Raw genomic sequence first — 14,207 nt, forward strand, 5'->3', positions numbered from 1 at the left:
TCTCTTCAAGTCAGAAGCCCTGCGTCGCTTTGCCGAAAACATCAACAAGTCCTTGGGCATTGGCCGCCTGCGGGACGTTTTAAGGTTCCTCCTGGATGAAGGCCTGCTTGATCCCGAAACTTTCCAGGAGGAAAAGCAGGATCTGGCCGCATTTCTCGCCTTGCACGAGTTCTTCGCCAACGATTACACCGGCTCTGGCGATATTGTGTCCGCGTTCAAGGGGACGTTTACCTTCAAGTTCCCTGATGAACCGGGTGCGAAGGAATCACGCACCATCACACTCACCCTCACTCCTGATAAGGCAGGCGGGTTCCTGCGCGTCGAGGAAGCCGTGCAGGCTGAAAACGTGGCCGCGCGCATGAGGAATGACGCCCTCAAATACCGCAAGAAAGCCAAAGACAGCGAGTTCATAAAGACCACGCGCAGAAAAGGCTATGGCTTCCCCATAACGCCCATGAAAATCCTGCACATATTTCTCGATGGTATCGTGCCGGGCGGACGCATGACCTATGTGCAGGCAGGCGAGCTGCATGGCGACTTTACTGAAAACGGCTTCTTCTTGATGCGCAACGGTGTTGCGACCGGCAGAGACAGATGGGCGCGTGATGTTTATTACGCAGAGCCCGCCGTTCTTCCCAACGTGTACAGGTTTATTCCTGTCTCCTCTGAAGGAGCCACGACATGAGTGAGACTGAGAAGAATAAAGAACCGGCGCAGACGCTTTCCCCTATCGAATCCGTAAAGAAAGCCTACGGCTACGGTCCGATAGATTTGTCTGAAGAGTTAAATGTCCGTCATGGCGATATGCGGATGACTCCTGAGGAGCGCGAAGAAGACGCCCGGCTCCGCCAGGCAAGCGGCCTCATGCGGCAGGAAGAGTTCTTCCAGAAAGTGAAGGCTGGCGATGTGCGTGAGGTTGAACTTGATCTCCTTCTGGGCATTGACGTGAATGCCAGGGACAAATTCGGGATGACTGCACTTCACTACGCGGCGGCCACAGGTTTCCGGCCTTGTATCCGGTTGCTGGTGAATAGCGGCAAATGCGATTACCTGCTCAAGGACAACAAAGGACGCCTTGCGTCTGACTTGGCCTATGAGTGGGGCAAGGATTACGCAGTAGGCCTACTTCTTCAGAAAAAAGAGGTGCGGCAAGCGTATGAAGGAAATTTAATGTCCAAACTTTGTGCGCCAAGTGATGATGAATAGACAATATGTCGCCTGATGAGTTTGCGGATGCCTTGCTTGCGGATGATGATTTTCCTAGACTCGTCTCTCCTAATATGACTTGCCTGCATAGGCTGTGGTGGGGAAATACTTAATAAGCTTTGGTAGCAAAAATTTCGATTGCATGTTCAATGCGATATACCCACGTAGGTGTCTTGTTTGTTGTGGCTAGAGCGTTTTTTTTGCAGCTATAGAGCAATTTTTTCTATGGCAGTAGCCTCCATCTTCAATCAGTTGAGCTATACCGCATAAGCGGAGTGGCATAACGCCGTTCGGCGCTAGTCAGGAAGATGGACATGCGTATCTCATTCATGATGATGTCTGTTGTATTGCTGAGCGGTTGTCAAACTTTGAAAATCATCGCTACTCCTACAACTGAGGCTGCTAGCGCGGAGCAAGAGCTGACAGCTGTCATACCCGTTACCGATACACTACTCAAAACTGATGGTAAGGGTATCTCGCTTTGGGAAGCCTGGTTCGGAAAAAAGAATCTGCAGGATGATATAAAGACCTGTGGGGTCTCCCCTCCTAAAACAATGGCGACCTTAGGCGCTGGGGTACTTACGGCGCTGGGCGGTGTGGCTTGGGATCTAGCTGTGGATGCTGCAAACTCGAAAGTGGAGGAAATACAGGAAAAATCGATGCGAACATGGAGCGCAACTTGGTTCGGTACCCCGGCTGCATGGCAGCAGCACAGTTGCTATGCACTTGTACGCTATGATCGCCAAAACCCATTCAATGCCTACATGGCAGTATTGCTAGCGAACCGAGATTTTAATTCTGGAGGCGACAAAGTCTCAGCGATGCAATTTACGCCGCTTGCAGTTGTGTCGAAAACTAGTTTGGCTATAACTAAAGAGGAAAGTGATGGAAGAGGAAAAGTTGGCTTGTCAATCGGATTAGCAGTCCTGTCATTTAAGGATGGCGAGAAAGTTGAGAGTGCGGCGGATGCGGTCAGCGTAGGTGGTGTAAGCGTCGCCAATGCTGGAGTGAATGCGTCTCCTGTGCGGCTGGATGTAAGTAAAGGGCTCGCCAATTACTCCCAGCCCCTGCAGTATTATTCAGTTGGTGATATATATATCAAGTTTTCGGTAGTCGAATCTGGCTCTTTGGCCGGAGTTGACGTAAAAGCCAAAGCGGAAATCAAAGCCGTCACTGATGCTCTGGGTCCGATTGTCAAGGATGCCCTTAAAAATAAATTTGAGGCGAAAAGCGCAGACTAGCTCCATTAGATGGGAAGCTTAATGTAAGTTGAGAGATTGTAATTAGCGTGGTGAGTGCTGACTTTTAAGTTGCTTAATTCAGGAAGGGTGTTCTATGAAAATATCAACTCTGGTGCCAAAAAAGTTGGACAGCTCAAGTGATATTCCTAGTGACTGGTTAAAGCCAAGTAACGAATCAAATCCTTTTTTACCTGCGCAGTTGGAAATGCATCGTTATGGGAAAGGACTGTCCATACTCTGTTGTACGGAGAAACGTGGTTATCGAACGCCAGATAACCGCAAGCCAGTTGAAATCGTCCTGGATGCATCGGATGGTTTCATTCCACTGTGGGAGATAAATAGAACACTACATTATCGATTTCATGAGGGGTCAATGAGGTATTTCCAGACTCCAGACAAAGCGAAGTCGGCGATTCGTACTCTATTTGCCGAAGCCGTCTTTGCCTGGGAGGATTCTGCACCGGTTATGTTTCGTGAAGACACGGATGCGTACGATTTTGAAATTTACATGAATCAGATTGATGATGGTAGTGACGACACCGGTTATGTGCTGGCTAGCGCCTTCTTTCCAGGCAGTGGCAGAGATAAGCTCACGCTTTACCCTAAGATGTTTCAATTGAGTCGGGAAGAACAAATTGAGACTTTGGTGCACGAGGTAGGTCACATCTTTGGTCTGCGCCATTTTTTTGCGGCAGACTTGGAAGGCGCTTGGCCATCAGTAATCTATGGTGAGCATAATAAGTTCAGCATCATGAATTATGGTGAGGACAGCAAGTTGACAGCAACTGATCGTATGGATCTGAAGACATTATATTCTCAAGTCTGGAGTGGTGCGCTTCAGAAAATTAATGGTACGCCAATCGTTCAAGTTAAGCCTTATCATGATCTGAAGTAGCAATGGGTTCGGACTTGTGCCGTGGGTCTCCTTTCAAGAAAACGGAGGCCCACGGCATGGTGGGGGATCAAAAGGCAAAAGTGGAAATGTATGTCATTAAGAGCTAATTAGAGTGATTCACATCCTCTTCGGCACCTATTCGATGGGTGAGATTGGCCAGGGTTTTGGTAGTATTATCAGCAGAGCATTTCAGCAAAGGCTTCACAACTGAAGCTATAACTCATATGTGGTCACTGGCTCCTTACAGGTAAGATGCCAGCGCACCATCCTTCTGGTGCCAGATCACCCGCTGCAGCATCATCGGGTGACGACCGGCCCACAGTATCAACTGACGTTGTAGCGGATCGTGGCGCGAGAAATGACGCCTGATTTCATCTGGCGTCATCAGGTCGTAAAGCTCGATGGCTTCGGACCGGCCCGATAGTCCCTTGTGCTGCTGATCTTGGGCGACCTCTCCCGTGCGCGCGACTTCCACCTGCGTTTTCCCGAGCAGCTTGGAAATATATTCGGTCGTTGCCAGATCATTGTTGCCGAAGAACTGCATGATCCCGGCGTTACCGGCAAAGGTTTCCCATCGCTCACCGTATAGCGCCTTACCCTGGCTCCAGTCCTGCAAGATCACCCAGAGTTTCACGCCGAACGATGCAATCAGGCCGGAGGCGGTTTCGAGTTGCTTCATGTAGCCCAGTACCGGGAACTCATCAAGGCAGGCCAGCACGGGGGCAGGCGGGATCGTCTTTTCCCGCTCCATCGTGTCGAGCAGTTGGTTGATAAAAATCCGCATCCAGCGCCTGGCGATCTCGATGCGTGTCGCAGGAAAACACAGGTAAATGCTGACGCCTGCCGGATTGCTTTTCAGCTCTGACAAATCGAAATCATGCTCTTTCAAAACTTTGCGAAAGGCCGAGTAGTCGAGAAACTTCGTATGCCGGTTCACAGTGGAGTGAACACCGGAAAGCTCCGCCCCTTTCTTGCCGTAGAAATCGAGCGCCGCCGCTATGACAGAGCTGCCAATGTCTTCTGTTTCCGGGTTGTCTTGCAGCCGGTATCCGTTGTCCATCATCTCCTCATAAAGGAGAGGCTTCCCTGGCGCGTCCTCGCTGTCTTCGTCATCGCTCGGCTCCATCCATAGTGCGCGCTTTATCAGTTCCCGCACTGTGATGAGGTGACGCTTGGAGGAGTGCTGTTCGGCGGTCGCCACATGAATAATCACGCCCTCTATAAAGTTCTTGGCGGACTCATCCCAGTGCGGGTCTTTCTGGTCTGCCGACTGCACAACAATCGACTCGGCAATCAGTGCGGCATCCTCAAGAAACGTCTCGCTGCCTGTTTTCAGGAGGCTCATGGGGTTGTACGAGGCGCGGTATTTTGGGGCCGCTTTGCTGGAAACACCGAAGGGGTCAACGACATAAATCTTCTGCCCCAGGGCCGCACGTTTATCTGCCGTGATGTCCGCCAACTCGCCCTTGGGGTCGGTTGCCAGGACGCTGCCCGGATAGAACAGCAGGTTGCTGATCAGACCAACCGACTTACCAGAACGAGAGCCCGCCACGGTGAGAATATGGCGGTCATCCTCGATGCCAATAAGCTGATCACCCAGCGCACCGATCAGGACTTTCTTCCCCGGCTTGCGCGGGTCATACGAGAGTATGTTGCTCGCGGCGATGTCTTCGAGCTTCATCCATCGCGCCTGCGGCACCTTCTGTTCTCGTAAAGGCCGGGTGGAGTCGCCACGCGGTACGTCCCGCATAAATTCCTGGAAGAAATCGCTCATGATATTGGCCTCAACCGAAGGTGGTTGCCACGAGCTTTGCATACGCCTGTATGCAGCCTTCACCTCGAAATCCTCTCGTTCAGTTCAGGCTGTGGAAGGGGTGTTCAAGCGCTCCCTTTTTCGGGGCTGCCTTTATCCCAGCTATAAGCCTTTACCCTTAGCCATCGTTCGCCGATGCCTTGCCAGCGTGTCAATGGGCGGCCCGCGCCCAAGCCTGCACCTGTTCGGGCGTTGCCCTGGTGCAGGCCCGTGTTGCCCATGACACGTCGTCGCTCTCTGGCTGTAAGGGGGCTCGTCGCTGGAATAAACCAGCCGCAAGCGAAAAGGAGCTAAACCATGAACACCAAATCCACCACTTCTGAATCCAGAAAACCCGGCTTCGTTGCGAAGATCCGCAAAGGCACAGGCGAGCAAACCGTGTACGAACGCATCGGTGTCGCCTGGAAAAACGCCGATGGTTCTTTCTTCATAAAATTAGCCGGTACGCAGGTCGTCTCCGACTTCATGCTTTACGAGATTGAAAGCACCGAACAGCCCAGCGATTAATCGCTACTGATCGACCATCACAAAGACGGGCCGCAAGGCTCGTCTTTTTTTTCAATCCGTATCAGTCGTCTTAGGTCCGTTTCGATCCCGGCACAAGCAATCCGTACAAGTACATTGCTGTCTGCCTTGAGCCGGGACTTATTTGTATCCATGCATACACAGCCGTGCTATGGACGACCAGAAAGACATTTCTTGAAAAGGAGAGACCTATTTATCGGTCGGCTTTTTTTAGAAAATATTCATATCCCCAGCCATACACTGGACTCAAGGGCCAGATGCGAACGAAGTGAGCACAAGGTGTGCGTGGTACTACCACGCCCACCTTGCGTGGGGACTTCCAGTCCCCCGCGATCCCCCCTGGGAATCCCTAAGCGCAAATATTCTAGGGAATATTTTTGCTAAGGGATTACAGCGCAACGGTTCGTCGTTGCATCACGATCAGAGGAGACTTCGGCTCTCCTCTGCACTCCATCGAGCAAAGGGCACTTCGTAGCCCCTTGCGACCCTCGATCAGGACTTTCGCGTCCTGACACCACGACCGGGAATTCGGCCCGGTGCCGACCAAAAGGAGATGTCAGCTCTCCCTTTGGAATCCCATCGACCAGTAGCGCGCCGCTGACAGCTGAGTGGAAACCGAGAGGAGGCAGCGTCTATCGAGCCGATATGTTGATGGCATGACCAGACGATCGAAAAAACGCCCTGCGCCTATTTCCTACCGCCCGCCCGAACGGCTGCGCGATGAGTTTCACTTGCGCGTCATGAATTCTGGTCAGTCGATCAACGCCTTTATCACCGAAGCCGTGTTCGGGCAGGCAATACCGCGCGCAAGACCCATCTCATCCCTGGATCGTAAACTGGCTGCCATGCTGCTGTCGCAGGCCGCCCGTATCAACGACCGGCTGGGGCAGGCTTGCGGTTCACCCGATGAGGGCAGCCATAATCTTCTCCTTCAGGAGTGCCGGGATGAGCTCGCGGAAATTCGGAGCTATCTCATGCTGGCTCTGGGGAGGGAACCATGATCCCTTTCTCCTCGCAGCGCGGCAGTGGCCAAGACCTCGCAACTCACCTGATGAACGCCTACGACAATGAGCTGGCGGAGGTGGCCGATCTGCGAGGAGCCATTGCCGCTGATCTGCATGGTGCCTTCAAGGAATGGCAAGTGCAGGCCGAAACACTGACCCGGTGCCAGAAGTACCTCTACAGCATGTCGATCAACCCTGATCCCGCGCAGGGGCCGCTGACCCGCGATCAGTACATGGACTATATCCGCCGCACCGAAGAAACCCTGGGTCTCGGAAATCAGCCCCGTGCCGTGGTGTTCCATATCAAAGATGGCCGCGAGCATTGTCATGTGGTCTGGTCACGGATTGATGCCGACAACCAGAAAGCCGTCCATCTGGCCTTTGACCGCGACAAGCTGATGCGGGTGACACGGGGATTTGCCCGAGATCACGGCCTGACGCTTCCCGCCGGATACGAAAAATCCCGCAACGTCGGTCAGCTCTCCCTCTACGAGCGGGCGCAGTTGCAGCAAACGGGGCTGTCCACGGACGACCATAAACGGCAGGTCACCGAGGCTTGGCAGCAGAGCGACGATGCGCGCTCGTTCGTCCAGGCTTTGAGTGAGCGCGGCTACATGCTTGCGACTGGCAACCGCCCCTATGTGTTGGTCGATCTATACGGCAACGTGAATGCGCTGCCCCGGCTCATTGACGACAAATCCGTCCGCACGAAAGACATCCGTGAGTTCCTGGAGAAAGAGTTCCCATGTGAATCGCTGCCAACCGCTGAGGAGGCGCAAAAGCTTGTTGCTGCCCACCGGAAGTTGGTCGAGCACTCGATCCGCGAGGAGGATTACGCCGACAAGCTCGCTGATCTCAAAGATGCGCAGAGGGAGCGACGGCATGTACTGGAGCAGCAGCGTGAAGCACTTAAACACCGGCAGCATTGCCTGCGTTTGGCGCAGCAGGCAAAACACCGGGCAGAGCGGGACAGTCTGCGCAAGGATCATCTGGTGCTCATGCGAAAGCTGCGCCTGGAGCGATATCAAAACCGCCCCACAGGCCTGGCTGAATTCCTCGGCAAGGTCAGTGGCGTGAATTTCCTACGGCACAAGCTCCACCACTACCAGGATGCGAAGCGTATTCGCTTCTATCTCGATCAGCACACCTTGCTCAAATCGCAGCAATCGCAAGAGGCCATAACGCTGGCATTCCGCCTCAAGCTTCAGACGCTCGGCCTCGACCGCCAGAGCGAATCGCTGGAAAAAATCGATAAGCGGGAGCTTTCAGCTTTGATGCGCGACCAGCAGCAGACGCAACGCATCCGGGCGCGCGGCAAGGACGGCGTGATACCGTCATTGGATCGCCTGATGGGTCGCAAGCGCGTTCAGGGCAGGGGCGCGGCTCCTGATGTCATGGCAGCATTCGAAAGGGCTCAAACGCCGCGCAGCTTGTTTCCTGACGTGATGGCGGCGTTTGATCGCGCCACCGCCATGTTGCGCAAAGGAAAGCAGGAGCAACGGGAAGGTGATGGGCTTGAGAAGTCCAAGCCGATCCCGCCGCCGCGTCACCGCAAGGGCGACGAGCATGATCGGGAGAGGTAATAGCGGCGTAATTCTTGTTAAAGCGCTGCACGGATTTCTGCAATATAGTCATCCACCGATTTTGGCAATATTGCGTCATTAATTCTTAATACAGCTCTCAGCAGATATTCCCGTATTCCGGAGCGAACCTTTTTATCTCCAGATTTTTCAACAGCCATTTTTACGTCTTGAAGAATAAGGGCAATAGTCTCACAGTCTTCGGCGTTAAATTTCTTGTCGTAAATTATGTCGTCAATTACCCAGTTTTTGTGAGGCTGGTTTTTGGGGGAGCAGGGGCATGTGGAAAATCTGTCACCTTGATAAAGCTGCTCTCCGGCCCATACGAAACGTTCATCTTGGTAAGGAATTTTAATCCCGTAACGGTTTGTTGTGGGATACCATTCGTGCTTTGGGTTGTCGCAATTTGCATATCTTGTGACTATATAAACCCCTAGATTTCTAGCGATTAGAATGTATTTCTCCAGCAATGAGTCCAGACGGCTTTTGGTAAGCCAGTTCGGGCTAGTGTCATCCCAGCTATAGTATTCATGGGAATTTTCAACGCCGGAAATATTTTTCAGTATTTCTTCTCTAAGGCTTAGATAGAACTTTAAAGTCGTCATTCACGCTCACCTTTCATGACTTTTTCTATAGAATGCTGTTTTAGCACAAACTCCATGAGGAGACTTGTGCTGTATATTAAGATGCATTCTTTCGGCTTTTCTCATCCCACGTCTCAAGGACAAATGCGGCAATAGTGTGTGCCGAGTGAATTGCTAGCTTCGCATGGCGCGGCTTAATATTGTATGGTTTCTTTCCTGCTCCATGTGCAGAGCTAGCATGTGTCCTTAATGCTCCGATACCGTTAACAGTTGCCATTATTCCGCTGACAATCTCTTGCAAATCCCGCTCCTCCAAAATGGAGGCATCCAGTCCCAGATCAGCTCTTACAATCTTCCAAACAGATTGTAGATCCTGCTTGGCAGGTAGATTCAGGTGAGAGTGCTCTTCAATATATACCTTAAAGACTGACTCTAGAATATTGCAGGCGGCTGAAATTGCTTCACGAGGACTGGACTCGACATTTTTAATGGCTCTCTCAAACTCGAAGTCTAGAGCTTGAATGTTTCTGTTTTTTATGAGTTCAGAAAGTGTTTTTGTTGCAAGACCTTCACCCTTAGACAGAACACCGCCTTGGGAGTAGGAAAGCCCAGAACGCTCCAATGCCTTCTTTATATTGGATACTCTTTTCTTCTTGGCGTCGATCTGTTCCTGAGTCACCCAAAAGGAAGTTTCGTCTGTTATCTCTTCCATATATTTTTCAATGATGCGCCCCAAGACAAGCAACCGATCTACACCATTTTCTTTATTTATCCGTCGCAACCACTCTAGCGCCTTAACTGCTTTACTTCCATCTGGCGGCTCTCCAGGCGCATCTGCGTACATGAACAAGCTATCAAGGCTTGCATGAGTCTCCGACTCTGCAACCGTGTCCGCAACTGCTGAGATCAAGTAAGAGGGTATGTTATAATTTTCCATGGACTATCCTATATAGCTTTCCGGGAGCGTTAATATCCAACAGGACCAAAATGGAACCCGTAGCTAACGTGGCTCAGTATCAGTTTGTTTATGCATTTAATGGAAACCTTGCCTTCCTGTAGTGGCCTACCAAAAAGTGCAAAATTTGGAATCGATTTTGCTTGTTCGTAATCCTGCATGTGTGGGACCCGACGATGAGAAATGCCATATGTTGTTTCAAAGGGCATTGACCCCGTACGCAGCAAACTGAAATACGATGGGTAGATAACGCCATCAAATCCTGCCGCATGCGCTACGCGTGCAATCTCCCTAGAAATTTCATATGAATGCTTTCCGGCCAAGAAAAGCATATGAACTGACATATCCAAACTCTCAAACTCGGTTACGTCCTCTTCCGGGAGTAGCCGCGAAATGTCGAGAAGCCTCAACGGTCGATTTGGCGAGAGCGTGGCAACGTAGAGTTCGTCCTCCGCTGTAACGCGGCACTCATGTACGCAAACTTCCAAGTCCTGAGATCCGTACATGACCGGAAACCCTGGCGAGTCTAATCGCCCATCACCGAGAAACTCTTCAGGTGGAGCATCGTATTCACCAGTCTCGTGAGGCGCTTTTGGGCCCTTTCGAATCCGATAAAATATTTGAGTATCATTCAAATACATTTCTGGATATTCCGTAATGACTCTCTGAATGATTTCGGCACGGCCATTCTCGTCTTGAAGCGCCTTCAGCGGCTCCACTTCACCTACCATCCACAGCCGAGGACCGTAATAGAAGAAGCCCACACCAAGAGTTTTTCCAATCAACTCAATATCTTTTTCAAACCAAGGTGACGTGTTGATGCTGGTTTTTTGATGCTCATTGAATTGCACGATTGGGGCAGCGCCATAATCGCAGCGATGAAGAGTTCCCCAGACAAAAAAACGATAGGCTAGCGCTGCCAGCCTATCAGCAGTTAATTTACGCCCACTTGAATCCATACAGTTTGGACAGACCGATTCGACGTCCTCGCCGATACGTTCCGCATCCAGACGCAACCCTTGATCAACAAAGCAATTCGAACACAAAACTATACTCATACTACTCCCCTCTAATTCCTGACCACCTGTGCCTATTTCAATCATGGTTTCGCGCTTCAAGTGAATCCGCTGTTGAATAAATCCCAAGCCCTATCTAACTTGAGTTCGTCAACGAACAATTTATGGCTAGTGGGATGAAGGAACGAACCTTTTACGTCAATAGTAAGGTGTTTCGGCAGTGGAGCTTTGCGGCCACGGGTTTTACCGCTAGCTACCCACCGTAAAGGGTTTAATGCTTCGCTATCTGCTTCATTAAATGCAGCTTTCTCATTATAAATCCAAATTTTTGAGTGCGGCGCGATCAGGGATGCTCTGATGAGTTCAATAGGCACGTCCAGCGGATCGTTTCTGTATGAGATTTCAATCGCTTTATACAGCCCGACAACAATATCTCTATTGAAGAGTATGCCTTCTTCAGGAGATAGATAGTATTGTGCGCGATATCCAGAGCGTCCGTTGAAAAGCAGATCAAAAGTATCTTCGCTGAGGGGGATTCGTCCATTTGTCCGGAAAAATCCTGGTTGAGCGCATGACTCCTCCCAAGTGATCGAAAGAGTCTGGCTTGTAGCCGCACTTTCAGCTTCGGCGAGAATCGTTGCCAGTAGGGACGCGGCTTCTGGTACGGAATGAAGTCTATTTTTACGCTCATTAAGCGTGTCGGATATCGGCCATGAGTCAATATCAACTTTACGTATGATTCGTGTCATAATTAAATCTCCACAAATCCACCGGAAAAATTAATGGTTCGCGGCTCGTTAGTGCTTTTTGTATTCACCAGTCCGAATTCGCCTATCGATTTCACGCTCTACTGCTCCTAATGCATAAGTCTTATTTCCACCAGGAATAGAGGCGACGACTGAATGGCCGCAGTTTTCACAGATAAAATCTGTTTGCTTTATGTTGGCCAAATAGTTGCGGCAAGAGCTATCGTCATAAACAAGCGTAGCTTCACACCTTGGGCAATAACACCAGAGATTAAATATCTGATTGGAAACCCATTGCCAGCGCCATTTTGTTCCATACATGGAGTCTTCGACGTAGGAAAAGTGTTCGGGCTTATCTGGTTCTCCTCTCAGACTCAAAAAGATACTAACCACACCGATAAAAGAAAGTAAAAAGACTACGAGCCATACCCAGCCAGGCAAGGCGTATGATGACATGAGGCCATTCCAGCACCATGCCAAGCCAGACCAAACCCAAGAAAAAAATCTTCCGATATATGCCCTGGCATCCGGTATTAGCAATAGAACAATGCCAGCAATCACAGAAGCAATTGTGGCATTCCGAATTGATCTGAAGGAACTTTCGCTCATGTTTCTCCCCGAGCAACAACCACTATTGGGTGTTAATAATGTCCTATAACCTTCCTTGTCGCGCTGCAAGCCATTTTCTAGCTCATTAAGTGTGCAACAAACACGACGTACTCCCCGAAGGTAGCGTGACGTGAACGACTGCAAAATTATCTGCGGATTCAGCGTGGCAGGTCGAAGCTACCTATTTGCCATCAGCCTGTCCATCGGCTGCTTAGGGCGCGTTCGGAAGGAGTGATGCGGGTTTAGGGACTCCGGAGAGCGGCTTACCTTGGGGGATTGGCCTATGGATCCTGCGCTCATCGGTAGGGATGCCATCGTACCGGGCACTCCTGGCCGCCATTTGTTACAATGCGCGGTTCTCTGTGTTGGCCTTTGCAATCGGCCAAAGGTACTTTTTTAACTGTGTACATATCAGCGTACACAATCGAGATTTTAAGCGATGTCCGATAGTAAAATTGTCAATGAAGTCAACGCCAGACGCACTTTCGCCATTATTTCCCACCCCGATGCCGGTAAAACCACCATCACCGAAAAGCTCTTGCTGATGGGCAAGGCGATTGCCGTGGCCGGTACGGTGAAATCCCGTAAATCCGACCGCCACGCGACATCCGACTGGATGGAGATGGAAAAGCAGCGGGGCATCTCGATCACCACGTCGGTCATGCAGTTCCCGTATCGCGAACACATGATCAACCTGCTCGACACCCCGGGCCACGAAGACTTCTCCGAAGACACCTACCGTACCCTGACCGCGGTGGACTCGGCCTTGATGGTCCTCGACGGCGGTAAAGGTGTAGAGCCACGTACGATTGCCCTGATGGACGTCTGCCGTCTGCGTGACACGCCGATCGTCAGCTTCATCAACAAACTCGACCGTGACATCCGCGACCCGATCGAACTGCTCGACGAAATCGAAGCCGTCCTGAAGATCAAGGCGGCGCCGATTACCTGGCCGATCGGTTGCTACCGCGACTTCAAGGGCGTGTACCACCTGGCGGACGACTACATCATCGTCTACACCGCCGGTCATGGTCATGAACGCACCGAAACCAAGATCATCGAGAAGCTCGACTCCGACGAAGCCCGCGCACACCTGGGCGACGAGTACGAGCGTTTCCTCGAACAGCTGGAACTGGTGCAGGGCGCCTGCCACGAGTTCAACCAGCAGGAGTTCATCGACGGGCAACTGACCCCGGTGTTCTTCGGTACCGCACTGGGCAACTTCGGAGTCGACCATGTGCTCGACGCCGTGGTTGACTGGGCCCCGCGTCCGCTGCCGCGTGTGGCCAACGAGCGCACCGTGGAGCCGGTGGAAGAGAAGTTCTCGGGCTTCATCTTCAAGATCCAGGCGAACATGGACCCGAAACACCGCGACCGTATTGCCTTCATGCGGATCTGCTCCGGCAAGTACGAAAAAGGCATGAAGATGCGCCACGTGCGCACCGGCAAGGACGTGCGCATCGGCGACGCCCTGACGTTCTTCTCGTCCGAGCGTGAACAACTGGAAGAAGCGTACGCCGGCGACATCATCGGTCTGCACAACCACGGCACGATCCAGATCGGTGACACCTTCAGCGAAGGCGAAACCCTGGGCTTCACCGGCATCCCGCACTTCGCCCCGGAACTGTTCCGCCGTGTACGCCTGCGCGACCCGCTGAAATCCAAGCAACTGCGCCAGGGCCTGCAGCAGCTAGCTGAAGAAGGGGCGACCCAGGTGTTCTTCCCGGAACGCAGCAACGACATCATCCTCGGCGCCGTCGGTGTGCTGCAGTTCGATGTGGTCGCCAGCCGCCTGAAAGAGGAATACAAGGTCGAGTGCTCCTACGAGCCGATTACCGTGTACTCCGCGCGCTGGATCGAATGCAGCGACAAGAAGAAGCTCGAGGAATTCTCCAACAAGGCCGTGGAAAACCTGGCACTGGACGGCGGCGGTCACCTGACCTACCTCGCGCCGACGCGGGTCAACCTGGCCCTGATGGAAGAGCGCTGGCCGGACGTGAAATTCCGTGCGACCCGTGAGCACCACTAAGCGC

At 51.9% G+C, this 14,207-nt stretch carries 14 protein-coding genes; 8 read left to right on the top strand and 6 right to left on the bottom strand.

Going from position 1 to position 14,207, the window contains the following annotated elements; genetic code table 11:
- The 4 genes from L6D81_RS28510 to L6D81_RS28525 form a co-directional block, all read left to right on the top strand.
- The coding region (locus L6D81_RS28510) for a hypothetical protein (protein WP_236182883.1) at positions 1–685 on the top strand (685 nt) is incomplete at its 5' end.
- Positions 682–1,206: an ankyrin repeat domain-containing protein gene (locus tag L6D81_RS28515; RefSeq protein ID WP_236182884.1), complete on the top strand. Its 525-nt coding sequence runs from the start codon at positions 682–684 to the stop codon at positions 1,204–1,206. The genes L6D81_RS28510 and L6D81_RS28515, both read left to right, overlap by 4 nt.
- A gap of 314 nt (positions 1,207–1,520) precedes the next feature.
- Entirely contained in the window at positions 1,521–2,447 is a 927-nt protein-coding gene (locus L6D81_RS28520; protein ID WP_236182885.1) for a hypothetical protein, read from the top strand.
- Between the two features lie 94 nt (positions 2,448–2,541).
- The gene (locus L6D81_RS28525; protein WP_236182886.1) at positions 2,542–3,342 is read left to right on the top strand and encodes a matrixin family metalloprotease; all 801 of its coding nucleotides are present in this window, start codon (positions 2,542–2,544) and stop codon (positions 3,340–3,342) included.
- A 241-nt stretch (positions 3,343–3,583) separates the two neighbouring features.
- On the opposite strand, the gene L6D81_RS28530 is transcribed toward L6D81_RS28525, so the two are convergent.
- The gene (locus tag L6D81_RS28530; RefSeq protein ID WP_236182887.1) at positions 3,584–5,116 is read right to left on the bottom strand and encodes a type IV secretory system conjugative DNA transfer family protein; all 1,533 of its coding nucleotides are present in this window, start codon (positions 5,114–5,116) and stop codon (positions 3,584–3,586) included.
- A gap of 336 nt (positions 5,117–5,452) precedes the next feature.
- Between L6D81_RS28530 and L6D81_RS28535 the strand changes: the two genes are divergently transcribed.
- The 3 genes from L6D81_RS28535 to L6D81_RS28545 all read left to right on the top strand — a co-directional run bounded on the left by L6D81_RS28535 (position 5,453) and on the right by L6D81_RS28545 (position 8,267).
- Complete coding sequence (locus L6D81_RS28535; RefSeq protein WP_236182888.1) at positions 5,453–5,662, top strand: hypothetical protein; 210 nt, start codon at positions 5,453–5,455, stop codon at positions 5,660–5,662.
- 674 nt (positions 5,663–6,336) lie between these two features.
- Positions 6,337–6,681: a hypothetical protein gene (locus L6D81_RS28540; protein ID WP_236182889.1), complete on the top strand. Its 345-nt coding sequence runs from the start codon at positions 6,337–6,339 to the stop codon at positions 6,679–6,681.
- Positions 6,678–8,267 (top strand): relaxase/mobilization nuclease domain-containing protein, encoded by a 1,590-nt coding sequence (locus tag L6D81_RS28545; protein ID WP_236182890.1) that lies wholly within the window; start codon positions 6,678–6,680, stop codon positions 8,265–8,267. The genes L6D81_RS28540 and L6D81_RS28545 overlap by 4 nt, the downstream gene beginning before the upstream one ends.
- 17 nt (positions 8,268–8,284) lie before the next feature.
- Here the strand turns inward: L6D81_RS28545 and L6D81_RS28550 are convergent, their stop codons facing one another.
- The 5 genes from L6D81_RS28550 to L6D81_RS28570 form a co-directional block, all read right to left on the bottom strand.
- Positions 8,285–8,869: a hypothetical protein gene (locus tag L6D81_RS28550; RefSeq protein ID WP_236182891.1), complete on the bottom strand. Its 585-nt coding sequence runs from the start codon at positions 8,867–8,869 to the stop codon at positions 8,285–8,287.
- A 76-nt stretch (positions 8,870–8,945) separates the two neighbouring features.
- A complete protein-coding gene (locus L6D81_RS28555; RefSeq protein ID WP_236182892.1) occupies positions 8,946–9,785 on the bottom strand; it encodes an abortive infection family protein in 840 nt (279 codons plus the stop codon).
- Between the two features lie 29 nt (positions 9,786–9,814).
- Positions 9,815–10,921: an RES family NAD+ phosphorylase gene (locus tag L6D81_RS28560; protein ID WP_236182893.1), complete on the bottom strand. Its 1,107-nt coding sequence runs from the start codon at positions 10,919–10,921 to the stop codon at positions 9,815–9,817.
- Positions 10,918–11,568: a hypothetical protein gene (locus L6D81_RS28565; RefSeq protein WP_236182894.1), complete on the bottom strand. Its 651-nt coding sequence runs from the start codon at positions 11,566–11,568 to the stop codon at positions 10,918–10,920. The genes L6D81_RS28560 and L6D81_RS28565 overlap by 4 nt, the downstream gene beginning before the upstream one ends.
- Positions 11,569–11,616: 48 nt before the next feature.
- Positions 11,617–12,174 (bottom strand): hypothetical protein, encoded by a 558-nt coding sequence (locus L6D81_RS28570; protein ID WP_236182895.1) that lies wholly within the window; start codon positions 12,172–12,174, stop codon positions 11,617–11,619.
- A gap of 439 nt (positions 12,175–12,613) precedes the next feature.
- On the opposite strand from L6D81_RS28570, the gene L6D81_RS28575 reads away from it, so the two are divergent.
- Positions 12,614–14,203, top strand: a complete 1,590-nt coding sequence (locus tag L6D81_RS28575; RefSeq protein WP_236182896.1) for a peptide chain release factor 3 — start codon at positions 12,614–12,616, stop codon at positions 14,201–14,203.
- The last annotated feature ends 4 nt before the right edge of the window (positions 14,204–14,207 follow it).

The organism is Pseudomonas sputi, from assembly GCF_021603585.1.
Taxonomy (GTDB): domain Bacteria; phylum Pseudomonadota; class Gammaproteobacteria; order Pseudomonadales; family Pseudomonadaceae; genus Aquipseudomonas; species Aquipseudomonas sputi.